The 12,415-nt window shown below is 64.5% G+C and carries 11 protein-coding genes, 1 tRNA gene and 1 pseudogene; 6 read left to right on the forward strand and 7 right to left on the reverse strand.

Annotation, left to right across the window (positions count from 1 at the left end):
* Positions 1 to 64: 64 nt before the first annotated feature.
* The gene (locus tag FRZ40_RS06210; RefSeq protein ID WP_028369288.1) at positions 65 to 1,285 is read left to right on the forward strand and encodes a CaiB/BaiF CoA transferase family protein; all 1,221 of its coding nucleotides are present in this window, start codon (positions 65 to 67) and stop codon (positions 1,283 to 1,285) included.
* A 124-nt stretch (positions 1,286 to 1,409) separates the two neighbouring features.
* On the opposite strand, the gene FRZ40_RS06215 is transcribed toward FRZ40_RS06210, so the two are convergent.
* Both FRZ40_RS06215 and ggt read right to left on the reverse strand, forming a co-directional pair.
* Positions 1,410 to 1,961, reverse strand: a complete 552-nt coding sequence (locus tag FRZ40_RS06215) for an RBBP9/YdeN family alpha/beta hydrolase (protein WP_147233651.1) — start codon at positions 1,959 to 1,961, stop codon at positions 1,410 to 1,412.
* A 50-nt stretch (positions 1,962 to 2,011) separates the two neighbouring features.
* Positions 2,012 to 3,817 (reverse strand): gamma-glutamyltransferase, encoded by a 1,806-nt coding sequence (gene ggt, locus FRZ40_RS06220; RefSeq protein WP_147233652.1) that lies wholly within the window; start codon positions 3,815 to 3,817, stop codon positions 2,012 to 2,014.
* Positions 3,818 to 4,337: 520 nt separating this feature from the next.
* Here ggt and FRZ40_RS06225 point away from each other — a divergent pair.
* On the forward strand, positions 4,338 to 6,059 hold the full coding sequence (locus tag FRZ40_RS06225; protein ID WP_147233653.1) for a glutamine--tRNA ligase/YqeY domain fusion protein: 1,722 nt from the start codon (positions 4,338 to 4,340) through the stop codon (positions 6,057 to 6,059).
* A 128-nt stretch (positions 6,060 to 6,187) separates the two neighbouring features.
* Complete coding sequence (locus FRZ40_RS06230; RefSeq protein WP_147233654.1) at positions 6,188 to 7,102, forward strand: transporter substrate-binding domain-containing protein; 915 nt, start codon at positions 6,188 to 6,190, stop codon at positions 7,100 to 7,102.
* Between the two features lie 26 nt (positions 7,103 to 7,128).
* Here FRZ40_RS06230 and FRZ40_RS06235 read toward each other — a convergent pair whose 3' ends face one another.
* Positions 7,129 to 7,587: an NUDIX hydrolase gene (locus FRZ40_RS06235; RefSeq protein WP_147234778.1), complete on the reverse strand. Its 459-nt coding sequence runs from the start codon at positions 7,585 to 7,587 to the stop codon at positions 7,129 to 7,131.
* Complete coding sequence (locus tag FRZ40_RS06240; protein ID WP_028369294.1) at positions 7,584 to 7,973, reverse strand: RT0821/Lpp0805 family surface protein; 390 nt, start codon at positions 7,971 to 7,973, stop codon at positions 7,584 to 7,586. The genes FRZ40_RS06235 and FRZ40_RS06240 overlap by 4 nt, the downstream gene beginning before the upstream one ends.
* 198 nt (positions 7,974 to 8,171) lie before the next feature.
* Between FRZ40_RS06240 and FRZ40_RS06245 the strand changes: the two genes are divergently transcribed.
* Positions 8,172 to 8,459: a hypothetical protein gene (locus FRZ40_RS06245; protein WP_231516269.1), complete on the forward strand. Its 288-nt coding sequence runs from the start codon at positions 8,172 to 8,174 to the stop codon at positions 8,457 to 8,459.
* On the opposite strand, the pseudogene FRZ40_RS06250 reads toward FRZ40_RS06245, so the two are convergent.
* The 3 genes and pseudogenes from FRZ40_RS06250 to FRZ40_RS06260 form a co-directional block, all read right to left on the reverse strand.
* Positions 8,438 to 8,789 (reverse strand): annotated as a pseudogene (locus tag FRZ40_RS06250) (cytochrome-c peroxidase); the annotation flags it as partial. The gene FRZ40_RS06245 and the pseudogene FRZ40_RS06250 sit on opposite strands and share 22 nt — an antisense overlap.
* 140 nt (positions 8,790 to 8,929) lie before the next feature.
* Positions 8,930 to 9,001: transfer RNA gene (locus tag FRZ40_RS06255), tRNA-Arg, on the reverse strand.
* Positions 9,002 to 9,137: 136 nt separating this feature from the next.
* Positions 9,138 to 9,968: an undecaprenyl-diphosphate phosphatase gene (locus tag FRZ40_RS06260; protein ID WP_147233655.1), complete on the reverse strand. Its 831-nt coding sequence runs from the start codon at positions 9,966 to 9,968 to the stop codon at positions 9,138 to 9,140.
* A gap of 565 nt (positions 9,969 to 10,533) precedes the next feature.
* Between FRZ40_RS06260 and FRZ40_RS06265 the strand changes: the two genes are divergently transcribed.
* Positions 10,534 to 11,451: an aldose epimerase family protein gene (locus FRZ40_RS06265; RefSeq protein ID WP_147233656.1), complete on the forward strand. Its 918-nt coding sequence runs from the start codon at positions 10,534 to 10,536 to the stop codon at positions 11,449 to 11,451.
* Positions 11,452 to 11,602: 151 nt separating this feature from the next.
* The gene (locus tag FRZ40_RS06270; RefSeq protein ID WP_193566974.1) at positions 11,603 to 12,316 is read left to right on the forward strand and encodes a peptidoglycan DD-metalloendopeptidase family protein; all 714 of its coding nucleotides are present in this window, start codon (positions 11,603 to 11,605) and stop codon (positions 12,314 to 12,316) included.
* Positions 12,317 to 12,415 lie beyond the last annotated feature (99 nt).

Below are 12,415 nucleotides of genomic sequence, written 5' to 3' on the forward strand. Positions count from 1 at the left end.
ATCGATCGAATCGGGCAGCGCCCACACGGCGCGTGCCCCATCACATTGGAGACGCAGACAGAATATGGGCGCACTCAGTCATATCCGCGTGCTGGACCTCACCCGCGTGCTTGCCGGTCCGTGGTGCGCGCAGACGCTCGCCGATTTCGGCGCCGACGTGATCAAGGTCGAGCGGCCGGGGGCCGGCGACGACACACGCCACTGGGGGCCGCCGTACCTGAAGACGCCGGACGGCGCGGACACGCGCGAAGCCGCCTACTACCTCGCGGCAAACCGCAACAAGCGCTCGGTGACCGTCGACATCGCGACGCCCGAAGGGCAGCAGATCGTCCGCGAACTGGCCGCGCAAAGCGATGTCGTGCTGGAGAACTACAAGGTCGGCCAGTTGAAGAAGTACGGGCTCGACTACGAGTCGCTGAAGGCCGTGAAGCCGGACATCGTCTACTGCTCGGTGACGGGCTTCGGGCAGACGGGACCGTACGCGCAGCGCGCGGGCTACGACTTCATCGTGCAGGGCATCGGCGGCTTCATGAGCATCACGGGCGAGCGCGACGGGCAGCCGGGCGGCGGCCCGCAGAAAGCCGGCGTCGCCATCGCCGACCTGATGACGGGCATGTACTCGACAGTCGCCGTGCTGACGGCGCTCGCGCACCGAGACCGCACGGGCGAAGGCCAGTACATCGACATGGCGCTGCTCGACGTGCAGGTCGCGATGCTCGCCAACATGAATGCGAATTTCCTCGCGAGCGGCAAACCACCCGCGCGCTGGGGCAATGCGCATCCGAACATCGTCCCCTATCAGACGTTCCAGACGAGCGACAGCTGGATCATCGTGGCCGTAGGCAACGACGGGCAGTTCCGCAAGTTCGTCGAAGCGGGCCGGCGCGCGGAACTCGCCGACGACGACCGCTTCTCGACCAATCCGGCGCGTGTGCGCAATCGCGAGATCCTCGTGCCGATTCTCGCGGACATGGTCCGCACGCGCAGCAAGCACGAATGGATCGAGGCGCTCGAAGCCGCGGGTGTGCCGTGTGGCCCGATAAACGATCTGGAAGAGGTGTTCGACAACGAACAGGTGGTCGCGCGCGGCATGCAGGTGCAACTGCCGCACCCGTCGGGCGGCACGGTCAAGCTGGTGCGCAACCCCATCCGCATGAGCGCGACGCCGCCCGAGGCACAGGCGCATCCGCCCACGCTCGGCGAACATACGGAAGCGGTCTTGCGCGACGTGCTCGGTTACGACGACGGACAGATCGATGGGCTGCGGGGCCGTTCGGTGATCTGACGCTGCGCGCCGTGGAGCGAGTGTCCCGGTAGCGGCGGCGTGCCGGCTGTCGCGAAGCGTCAGCGGCAGCCTGCCGCCTGACGCTCCGCTCGCGTTTGAACTATGCGTGGCTCACGCGCGCGCCTCACGCCATCGAACCCAGCCAGCGCTGCCCTTCGTCCCAGTCGCCCAGGCCGCTGTCCGCGTTAATGTGGCCTCGCGGGCCGATGCTCTCCCAGCGGCTGCCCCATGCCGCCGCGCATGCCTGCGAGAACGGCACGCCGCCATACGGGTCGTCGGTGCTGGCGACGACGATCGAAGGAAACGGCAGTCTCAGCATCGGCACATCGTCGAAGCCCGCCGCATCGGCGGGAAATCCGGGGCCGGCGGGATCGGGCAACGCGACCAGCAACGCGCCCGCCACTTTCGCGAGCGCGTCTTTCGAGGCATGGCGCGCCGCCCAGAAAGCGACCGTCAGGCAGCCAAGGCTGTGCCCGGCAAACAGAACGGGCGCCTTCGCTGCAGCGACCGTGGCGTCGAGCGTATCGCACCATTCTTCGCAGACGGGATGATCCCAGTCGCGCATCGGTACGCGCGAAAATTTCGGATACCGCGCTTCCCAGCGGGTCTGCCAGTGGCCCTCGCCCGAGTTCATATAACCCGGCAAGACGATCACGCCCTGCTGCTCCAATCCCATTCCGTTCCCCGTCTGTCGTGTGTTGATGGAAAGCGGCCGCGCCGCCAGCGCTATTGAATCACACGACCCACGCCGACGCCGCGTGGATCCGCAGCCGGTTGCGGCGTCGTGCCGTCGATGCGGATCATCTGCACGTCGCCGTTGAACGTCTGGCCCTCCAGCGTGTAGCCGCGCGCCTTCAGCTGCTCGGCCAGCTCGCCGTCGATCGGGCGATACGGCTCCCAGTAGATCGTCTTCTGCGGCAGCAGCTGATGATGAAAACGCATCGCGGAGAGCGCGTCGGCAGGCGGCATGTTGAAGTCGTACAGATCGGTCATCACCTGGAAGATCGACGTGAAGATGCGCGAGCCGCCCGGTGTGCCGATCACGAGCGACACCTTGCCGTCCTTGAGCAGGATGGTCGGCGTCATCGACGACAGCGGCCGGCGGCCCGGCGCGATCGTGTTGATGTCGCCGCTCGTCACGCCGGACTGGTTCTTCACGCCCGCTTTCGCCTCGAAGTCGTCCATCGCGTCGTTCAGCACGAAGCCGCCGCCATCGACCACCACGCCCGATCCGAACGGCCCGTTCAGCGTGTACGTGTTCGACACGGCATTGCCCCACTTGTCGACCACGGAGAAATGCGTCGTCTGCGCTTTTTCGGGCATCGAGTCACCCAGACCGGGCTTCACGGGCGCGGCGCCCGGCACTTCGTCCGGCGTGATGTCTTCGACGCGCTTCGCGAGATACGCGTCGTCGGTCAGCTTGTCGACGGGGACGCGGTACGAATCGGGGTCGCCGATGTACTGCTGGCGATCGGCGAACGCGCGGTCCTCGATCTGCGCGACCAGATGGATATACGGCTCCGAATTGAGCGCGACGCCATCGAATTGCGGCTTCAGGTCCGCCTTCATCTTCAGCAGCTGGATCAGCCCGATGCCTCCCGAACTCGGCGGCGGCGCGGTGACGATCTGATAGCCGTTCCAGTTCGCCGTCACGGGCTGGCGCCACACGGCCTTGTACTGCAGCAGATCCGTTTTCGTGATCAGGCCGTGACCGTACATCTGCTGGGCGATCAGGTTGGCTGTCTGCCCTTCGTAGAACTCGCGGCCGCCGTCCGACGCGATCCGCGTCAGGGTCTGCGCGAGCTCGGGCTGGCGGAACACGGCGCCCGCCTTCAGGTTCGAAAAATACGCTTCGAAATTGGTCTTGCCGCCGAAGCCCTGCGCTGCGAGTTCGCGGCGCTTCTGCAGCCATGGCTCGACGGGGAAACCGTCCGTCGCGTATTTGATGGCGGGCGCGAGCACCTGCTTCCATTTGAGCTTGCCGAAGCGCTTCTGCGCCTCCCACATCCCGTCGACAGTGCCGGGAACCGCCACCGCGCGGTGCCCGACGACGCTCATGCCTTTGATCAAGTTGCCCTTGTCGTCGAGGTACATGTCGCGCGTCGCACTCTGCGGCGCTTTTTCGCGGTAGTCGAGGAAGTACGGCTTGCCGTCCATGTACACCGTCATGAACCCGCCACCGCCGATGTTGCCCGCATCCGGGTACGTGACGGCGAGCGTGAACGCAATGGCCACGGCGGCGTCGACGGCATTGCCGCCCGCAGCGAAGATCTGCTGTGCGGCGTCCGCGGCGTACCGGTCGGGCACGGCGACCGCCGATGCGTCGAGCGCGGGCTTCGGTTGGGGCGTTTTCGCATCGGCGGCGGGCGACGCGACAAGGCTCGCGAACAGCGCGCCCGCGAGCGCCAGCGTTGTAGTCAGACGCGCGCATGCGCGAGCCGAACCTGTTTTCGCATGCGTGCCGGCACGGGTTTCGACATGCAGATCGGCACCAGAAAGCGCGCGCGGTACGCGCAACGTCGGAAGAGACATCCGAGGAACTCCGGGAACGAGGGACCGGCTCGCCCGTGCGCAACGCCAGAGACGGCGGGCTCGCGGCAAGCGCTGGTCGCGTGAAGCGGCGGGACGGGCGGCGCCCGCCCACGACAGAATAACGGAAATGCAGCGTCTGCCGAAAAGCACTGCCGGGGGCGTCGCAGGCGCTCGACGCGCCGCCAAAGCCCGCGGGCGGGCAGGTTGCTCGCTGAACCGCGACACACGGGGACCGAGACACGGGGGCCGAGACACAGGCGCCGCGAACATACTCACGCACGCTCACGCGCACAGGACGGCTCAGCGCGACGCATGCTAAGCGCGTGCGTTGCGCCGGGCCAACGCAATTTACCTCCTGTTACAGCACGGATCGCGCCCTGAAAAAACGCACGGAAAACGGCAGATGTCGGCTGCGCGCCGCACTGCGCAAGCCTAAAGGCTGTCGTCGAATGTGTCGTCAGGTAGAATTGACAGACTAACGGACACATATAGTGTCCTGGACCGACTTTCTCCTTCTCGCATGAACAACGATCGCAAAGACGCCGAGCGCAACGACGCGCCCGTTTCGAATTTCATCCGCAACATCATCGACGACGACAACCGCTCCGGGAAGTGGGGCCAGCGGGTGGAAACGCGCTTTCCGCCGGAGCCGAACGGCTATCTGCACATCGGCCACGCGAAGAGCATCTGCCTGAACTTCGGCATCGCGCAAAGCTACGGCGGCGTCTGCCACCTGCGCTTCGACGATACGAACCCGGAAAAGGAAAGCTTCGAATACGTCGACTCGATCGTCGACGCCGTGAAGTGGCTCGGCTTCGAATGGAAAGCCGACGAGCAGGAGCACCTGTACTTCGCGAGCGACTACTACGACAAGCTGTACGAGTTCGCCGAACTGCTGATCACGCGCGGCAAGGCCTACGTGGATAGCCAGAGCGCGGAAGAAATGCGCGCGAACCGCGGCTCGGCGACGGAAGTCGGCACGCCGTCGCGCTTCCGCGAGCGCAGCGTCGAAGAAAACCTGGATCTGTTCCGCCGCATGAAGGCGGGCGAGTTCAAGGAAGGCGAACACGTGCTGCGCGCGAAGATCGACATGTCGTCGCCGAACTTCAACATGCGCGACCCGGTGATCTACCGCATCCGCTTCGCCCACCACTACCGGACGGGCGACAAGTGGTGCGTGTATCCGATGTACGACTACACGCACTGCATTTCGGACGCGCTCGAAAACATCACGCACTCGCTGTGCACGCTCGAGTTCGAAGATCACCGTCCGCTGTACGACTGGATCCTCAACGAACTCGCCGACGCCGGCATCTTCACGCGTCCGCTGCCGCAGCAGATCGAGTTTTCGCGCCTGAACCTCACGTATGCGATCACCAGCAAGCGCAAGCTGCTGCAGCTCGTCAACGAAGGTCATGTCGACGGTTGGGACGACCCGCGCATGCCGACCATCGTCGGCGTGCGCCGGCGCGGCTTCACGCCGGACGCCATCAAGCTGTTCTGCGAGCGCATCGGCATCACGAAGGTCGATTCGTGGATCGACATGAGCGTATTCGAAGGCGCACTGCGCGACGATCTCGACGAGAAGGCGCCGCGCGCGACCTGCGTGCTCGATCCGCTGAAGCTCGTCATCGACAACTATCCGGAAGGCCAGACGGAAGAATGCACCGCGCCCGTGCATCCGCATCACCCGGATCGCGGCGTGCGCACGTTCCCGTTCTCGCGCGAACTGTGGATCGAGCGCGAGGACTTCATGGAGAGCGCGCCGAAGGGCTATTTCCGCCTGTTCCCCGGCAACAAGGTGCGCCTGAAGTACGGCTATGTCGTCGAATGCACGGGCGCGGAAAAAGACGAAAACGGCAACGTGATCGCCGTGCACTGCAACTACTTCCCGGATAGCCGCTCGGGCACGGAAGGCGCGAACAACTACAAGGTGAAGGGCACGATCCACTGGATCAGCGCGACGCAAGCGGTGCCCGTCGAAGTGCGCATCTACGATCGCCTGTTCAGGGAAGCGCAGCCCGACGCGGGCGGCCGCGATTTCCTCGAAGCGCTCAATCCCGATTCGAAGCGCATCATGCACGCCTTCGTCGAGCCGGGTCTGCGCGACATCGAGCCGGAACAGCGCTATCAGTTCGAGCGGCACGGCTACTTCGTCGCCGACCGCTATGACACGAAACCGGGCAAACCCGTATTCAACCGGATCGTCAGTCTGCGCGACAGTTGGGGAAAGCCAGCGTAAGCTGATTGTCTGGTTGCGTCACGCGCGGCATGCGGCGTTTCCAGCGCACGCATGCCGCACGATGGACATCGCCACGCGACGGCGTGACGATGCAGCCGGAGTGATTGCTGCCGGCCCCAGGGGGAACAATGAAGCTTGCAATCAAATACAAGCTGGTGGCGTGGGCGACCATCGCGGCCGTGGCGCTTGCGTCCTTATCGGCGTCCGCACAGGCCGACGAACTCACGGGCACGCTCAAAAAGATTCATGACGACGGCGTGATTACGCTCGGCGTACGCGAAGCGTCGATTCCCTTCTCCTACGCCAACGGCGATCGCACGATCGGCTATTCGCAATCGATCGCGCTCGCCATCGTCGACGACATCAGGAAGACGCTCGCGATGCCGAACCTGCGCGTGCGCGAGGTGCCCATCACATCGGCGAACCGCTTCATGATGCTGGCCAACAACCAGATCGACCTCGAGTGCGGCTCGACCACGCATACGCGCGAACGCGAAAACGTCGCGGCCTTTTCGAACAGCTTCTTCCAGTACGCGGTGCGCATGATCGCGCGCAAGAACGCGGGCATCACGGACTTCGCCGACCTCGCCGGCAAGCCCGTCGTCACGACGGCGGGCACGTCGGACGAACGCCTCGTGCGCCAGTTGAACAGCGAAAAGCAGTTGAACATGCGCATCGCGAGCGCGAAGGATCATTCCGATGCGTTCGCGGCCGTGAAGGCAGACCGCGCGGTCGCGTTCGTGATGGACGAGCCGATTCTCTATGGCTTTCGCGCGACCGATCCGCGCCCCGACGACTTCATCGTGACGGGCACGCCGCTCGGCTACGAAACCTACGCGTGCATGTTCCGCAAGGGCGACGCGCCGTTCCGCGATCTGGTGAACCGCGTCATTTCGAAGATGCAGACGTCGGGCGAAGCCGAGCGCTTGTACAACGTCTGGTTCACGCAGCCGATTCCGCCGCACGGGATCAATCTGAACTATCCGCTGTCGGCGGAAATGCGCACGCTGTTCGCGCATCCGAACGACAAGGCGCTCGACTGACGCTTCAGTTCGCGTTCGCGCGTGGCCTACGACGCGTCGAGCGTCTGATGCAATTCCACGAGCGACAGCGTCGTCTGAAAGAGCCGCGTGAGACTGCGGCTCGCGTAATGCTCGACTTCGTCGGGCGCGGCCCAGCGGAAGGCGTCCATTTCGGGAATCATCGTGCCGTCCGAGCGGCGCGGGAACATCGACTTGCACGTGCATTGCGCGAGATCGAGTTCGTCGGCGCGAGCGCGTGCGGCGAACAGATGCAGATCCTTGTCCCGCCGATACACGAAAAGCCCGAGGTCTCTCAGACGCTCAGCTGCGACGGCGAGGCCCGTTTCCTCTTCCATCTCACGCAACGCCGTCACGTGCGGCGCTTCGCCTTCCTCGCCCTGCCCTTTGGGAATGTCCCAATGCGTGGTTTCCGTCGCGTGCGCGAGCAGCACGCGCCCGTCGGGATCGAGCAGAACGACGCCGCAAGACACCGTGCGCGTGCTCAATGCTTCTTCTGCAGCACCCATCGGCCCGTGCCCTCGCGGCAGAACTGCGGGTTCAGGTTCATCGACTGCCCTTTGGCGCTCAATACGACGTGCATCTGACGACACGTGCGGTCGCCCGTCTTCGAGGTGGCGTCGGGTGTCAGCTGCGCCTCGATCTTCGTGCTGTTGCGCAGGCCGTCGTTGTTCCAGGTGGCCGATTCGCCGTCCTGCTTCTTGTCGAGCGCGTCGAACGCGGCCTGACGCAGCGAATCGTTGTCGGCCTGCTTCATGTAGGAAATCGGTGTGTCGTTCAGAAAGCCGAGATTGGCGGCATGCGCGCCGACTGAGCCAGCGAGCAGCAGCCCACCGAGGGAGAGTTGAAACGCGGCTCGGATTCGCATCGACATGAAGTTCTCCGCTGAAATCGGGTTCGGGCAGGATCGATGCGCGCCGTCAGGGCGCGCGATCTGGACCTCAAAAGCATATCACGCGCCCGACACAGGCCATCATCGAGATAGCGCTGGTCGCGCTGCGCCGCCATCGGCAAGCCCGTTCAGGCGATTTTAGGACGCGTCTCATAGGCGCTTGAGGAGCGCCTCCTTAACATGAACCCAGTCAATTTCAACTGCTATTCAAACGCTTACGCGTTGCGACTGTCGCTCATGGACCTCTCGTTCGCTCTCCAGTTTTTCGCCGCGATGCTGACGCTGATCTGCATCACGCTTACCGCCATCGTGATGCGAGTCGACCCCGCACCGACGCCGGCCATCGTGCGTATTCGCGGCTTGCGCCGCAGCCGTTGGCCATGTGTGCTCACGCGAGCCGGCCTCGCCTGCCTGCTCGCGTCGTTCGTGCTGCTGATCGCGGGCTGCTATCTGCTGCTGACGATGTGAGCGTCCGCCCGCTGCTGAGGCGCTCGCGCTCGATAGCCGTCAGTCAATGTCTTGAGGCACGCGACCACATCCTCGATCTCTGATTCATCCAGCGCAGGCTTGTCGCCGGGCTCGCGACCGAACGGCGGGTCGGCATTCAGATTCGCCCAATACTTCTTCGGCAGGGCATCGAACTTCTGCACCTTGCCCTTCACGACGGGATAGAACTTCTCCGGGTTCGTATCGCGCGGCGCATAGAAGCGCACGACATCGTCGAGCGAGTGGTAGCTCCCGTTGTGGAAAAAGGTCTTGCGCAGCGCGACATTGCGCAGCGTTCGGCGTACGGAAGATGAGGTGCAGGCGGGCAACCGTCGCGCATGTCTTCACGTCCGATGCGCAACGCTTCGGGGCGGCTTAGGCTGCCCTTTTTTATGGCCGGGTGAACACACGGAGCGATTCGGGCGACATGCCGAAGCGGCACGCGATGGATGGCCCCCCACGAGGAATCGAACCTCGATTTCAGGTTTAGAAGACCCGTGTTCTATCCGTTGAACTATGGGGAGGCGAAACCGGAATTTTAACCTGGCTCAACCATCGCGGATGGCGGCAGGTTGTGGGCACCGGACTTGCCGCGATGCCCAAACAGAAAGGCCCGGCAGCTACACCGGGCCTGCGATTATAACCGATCGTGCCGCGCCGTCAGACGGGCTGCGGATGCGTCATGAACCAGCCGAGAAACACCACGCCCGCGATCACGCAGTACACGCCGAACGCCGCCAGGCGGCCGCGTCCTTCGAAATAGCGCATCAGGAAGCGCACGCTCAGATACGCCGCGATGGCCGTCAGCACGCCGCCCAGCAGCGCGTCGGCGAGCTGGCCCGGCGCGTGGAACAGCTTCGGGAGTTCGAGCACGCCCGCTGCGAAAATGATCGGCGTGCCAAGCAGGAACGAGAATTCGGCCGCCTTCTCGGCGGTGAGACCTGCGCCGTTGCCGGCGATCATCGTCAGGCCGCTGCGCGAGAAGCCGGGAATCAGCGCGCCGATCTGCGCGAGGCCGACGAGGAACGCCTGTTTGAACGTCAGCTTCTCCGGTGCGCGATGCGCGCGCGAGCGCTGCAGACGGTCGCCGAACCACAGCAGGATACCGTTGACGATCAGCGCGATGGCCACGATGCGCAGATCGTGGAACACGCGTTCGAGGCGCTTTTCGAGCAGCAGACCCACCAGACCGGCCGGGATCGTCCCGATGATGAGCGCCCACATCATATGGCCATCATCATTGCGGCGACCCGACAGCGACGCGAAAAAGCCGCTTATCAGCGCGATCCAGCGCGCCCGGAAGTACCACAGCAGCGCGAACGCCGTGCCGAGATGCAGCGCGACGAGGAACGGCAGCAGTTGCGGCGCATGCTTGTCGATATGCATGCCGAACAGAGCGGGTATAAGCAGCGTGTGACCAAGACTGCTCACCGGAAACAGTTCCGTGACGCCCTGCAGCACGCTCAAAAAGATCAAAAACGACAGGCTCACGCGTCGGTCCTTTTGAAAAGTGGGAGGATGGACAGCTTGCCGGAGCATGATGTCCGGCATCTGAAGGCGCGTCGATTATGACGGGGTGCCCCCATCGCGCCAAGGACAAAAATTCGGCTTTTTGCGTACCTTGCGGCGTCGCACCAAATCTGAAAGGCCGATTACGGCGATGAAAGCAAAAAGGCCCGCCTGGAAGGCGGGCCTGCGTGCGGAGGCTGCGTGGACCGCCGGTACGTGCCGGCGGCTCAACGTGGTATCTCGTCGCCCCGTGTCAGCGTGCAAATTTATAGAAGAAATAAATCGTACTGCCCGTGAACATACCGAACAGTGCCACGCTCATTGCCATTGCGAGATCCATCGCCCCTCCCAAAAAACCAGGTGATCGCGTCCAGCCGAAGCCGGTCTAAACACATTATTGATTGCGCCGACTGTGCGGCAACACCCGCAATTTCCCGAGAAGGGTTTCCCCGTAGCATAAAGCGGAGCAAAATCGGCGTTCGCCGCGCGCTTCGCGCCAGAATTGTGCTCGCCCCTCCCTTCTCAACCGCTCTCTACTGTCATCGCCATGCCTCAATTCCAGCAACAGGACATCATCGAGATCGCACGCGACGCCTCCCTGCTGCGCGTCGCACCGCAGGCGGGCGGCCGCCTGCTGTCGTGGGACATCGACGGCCAGTCGGTGATCTTCTGGCCCGATCAGGCGGACTGGAGCCAGCCCGCGCGCGTGCGCGGCGGCAATCCGCTGCTTTTTCCGTTTCTGGGCCGCCATTTCGTCGACGGCCAGATCGGCCGCTGGAAGGATGCGCAAGGCATCGTGCGCGAACTGCCGATGCACGGCTTCGCGCGCGATCTGCCGTTCGAAGCCACGGTCGACGAAGCGGCGCGCTCGATCAGCATGACGCTGACCGACAGCGACGCGACGCACGCCGGCTATCCGTTCAGCTTCCGTTTCGAAACCAGGTACACGCTCGTCGACGCCCACACCCTCGACGTCGACTTCATCACGACCAACACGGGCGCCGCGGGTAGCGCGCCGCTGCCCTACTACGCGGGCCATCACTTCTATTTCACGCTGCCGCACACGCAACGCGGCGAGACCGTGCTGGAACTGCCGCGCACGGTGCGCCGTCACCAGTTGCCGGACGGTGCGATCACAGCAGGCGAAGCGGGCGAGCCGGACTACCGTCTCGACGATCCGCGCATCATGGACCGCTTCCATTGTCTCGACGGCGCGCCGGATCATCTCGTTCGCGTGGTCGCGCTCGGCCTGAACCGCAGCATCACGATCGATCTGCAGCGTCCCGGTTCGGTGCCCTGGTACGCCGTGACGACGTGGACGGAAAAGCCCGAATCCCGCTTCTTCTGTGTCGAGCCGTGGCTGGGCCTGCCCGATGCGATCCACAACGGTCTCGGCCTGCGCTGGCTCGAAGCGGGCGACACGGAAACGGCGTCGCTGCGCATCGCCGTGGGCACGCTGCCCTGAGCGCGCGCATCATCGCGCATCGTGCGCGGCCCGCGTATCGTGCCGCGCATGAGTCCGAAAACGGGTACTGCCTTGCAAAACCGTTAGAATCTGGCGTTTTGCAACTGCCGCGTGATCGGGATCGGCGCGCGGCGGCGTCTTGCGAGGTCCAATGTTGACAACAAAAATCAGACGGCTCGTCTGCGGGATCATGGTCGCAGCACTGGCCGCATGTGGCTCGGCACCCGTAGGTCCGGGCTTCTATCGCGTCGAACGGGGCGACACGCTGTACAAGATCGCGCACAGCAACCGCGCGTCGGTGCAGAGCATCGTGCGCTGGAACAACCTGTCGAACCCCGATTCCATCGAGGTCGGCCAGGTGCTGCGCGTCGCGCCGCCGCCCGGCACGGCGACGGCCAGCACCGGCTCCGCACGCAGCGGCGGCAATGCGAGCGCTGCGGCGGGAACGTCGTCTTCGTCGCGCAGCGCGACGGCGGATACGCCGTCGGCGCCCGCGTCGTCGATCTCGTTGATCTGGCCGGCGACGGGCAACGTGATTCGCGGCTTCGACGGCAACAATTCGAAGGGCATCGATATCGCCAACGCCGCGGGCACGCCCGTGTTCGCGGCGGCGGGCGGCACCGTCGTCTATGCGAGTAACGGCTTGCGCGGCTACGGCAACCTGCTGATCATCAAGCACAATGCCGACTATCTGACGGCCTATGCGCACAACCGCACGCTGCTCGTGAAGGAAGGCGAAACGGTGCAGCAAGGCCAGAAGATCGCCGAAATGGGCGACTCCGACAACGACCGCGTGATGCTGCATTTCGAGCTGCGCTACGCGGGCCATTCGATCGATCCGGCGCGCTCGCTACCGCCGCGCTGATTTGCCGCCAGCCGCCGCCCCGCGCGCGGCGGCCGATGCCTGGCCGGCGCGTGCACGAGCAGTCATGCGCCGCGTCCGGGAACCCAACGGGCCGTCCAG

It is taken from the genome of Paraburkholderia azotifigens, from assembly GCF_007995085.1.
Taxonomy (GTDB): Bacteria; Pseudomonadota; Gammaproteobacteria; order Burkholderiales; family Burkholderiaceae; genus Paraburkholderia; species Paraburkholderia azotifigens.

Excerpts from the sequence above, each read along its gene's own strand:
- FRZ40_RS06210 (WP_028369288.1), top strand. The coding sequence starts at position 65 with ATGGGCGCACTCAGTCATATCCGCGTGCTGGACCTCACCCGCGTGCTT.
- FRZ40_RS06215 (WP_147233651.1), bottom strand. The coding sequence starts at position 1,961 with ATGGGATTGGAGCAGCAGGGCGTGATCGTCTTGCCGGGTTATATGAAC.
- ggt (WP_147233652.1), bottom strand. The coding sequence starts at position 3,817 with ATGTCTCTTCCGACGTTGCGCGTACCGCGCGCGCTTTCTGGTGCCGAT.
- FRZ40_RS06225 (WP_147233653.1), top strand. The coding sequence starts at position 4,338 with ATGAACAACGATCGCAAAGACGCCGAGCGCAACGACGCGCCCGTTTCG.
- FRZ40_RS06230 (WP_147233654.1), top strand. The coding sequence starts at position 6,188 with ATGAAGCTTGCAATCAAATACAAGCTGGTGGCGTGGGCGACCATCGCG.
- FRZ40_RS06240 (WP_028369294.1), bottom strand. The coding sequence starts at position 7,973 with ATGTCGATGCGAATCCGAGCCGCGTTTCAACTCTCCCTCGGTGGGCTG.
- FRZ40_RS06245 (WP_231516269.1), top strand. The coding sequence starts at position 8,172 with ATGAACCCAGTCAATTTCAACTGCTATTCAAACGCTTACGCGTTGCGA.
- FRZ40_RS06265 (WP_147233656.1), top strand. The coding sequence starts at position 10,534 with ATGCCTCAATTCCAGCAACAGGACATCATCGAGATCGCACGCGACGCC.
- FRZ40_RS06270 (WP_193566974.1), top strand. The coding sequence starts at position 11,603 with ATGTTGACAACAAAAATCAGACGGCTCGTCTGCGGGATCATGGTCGCA.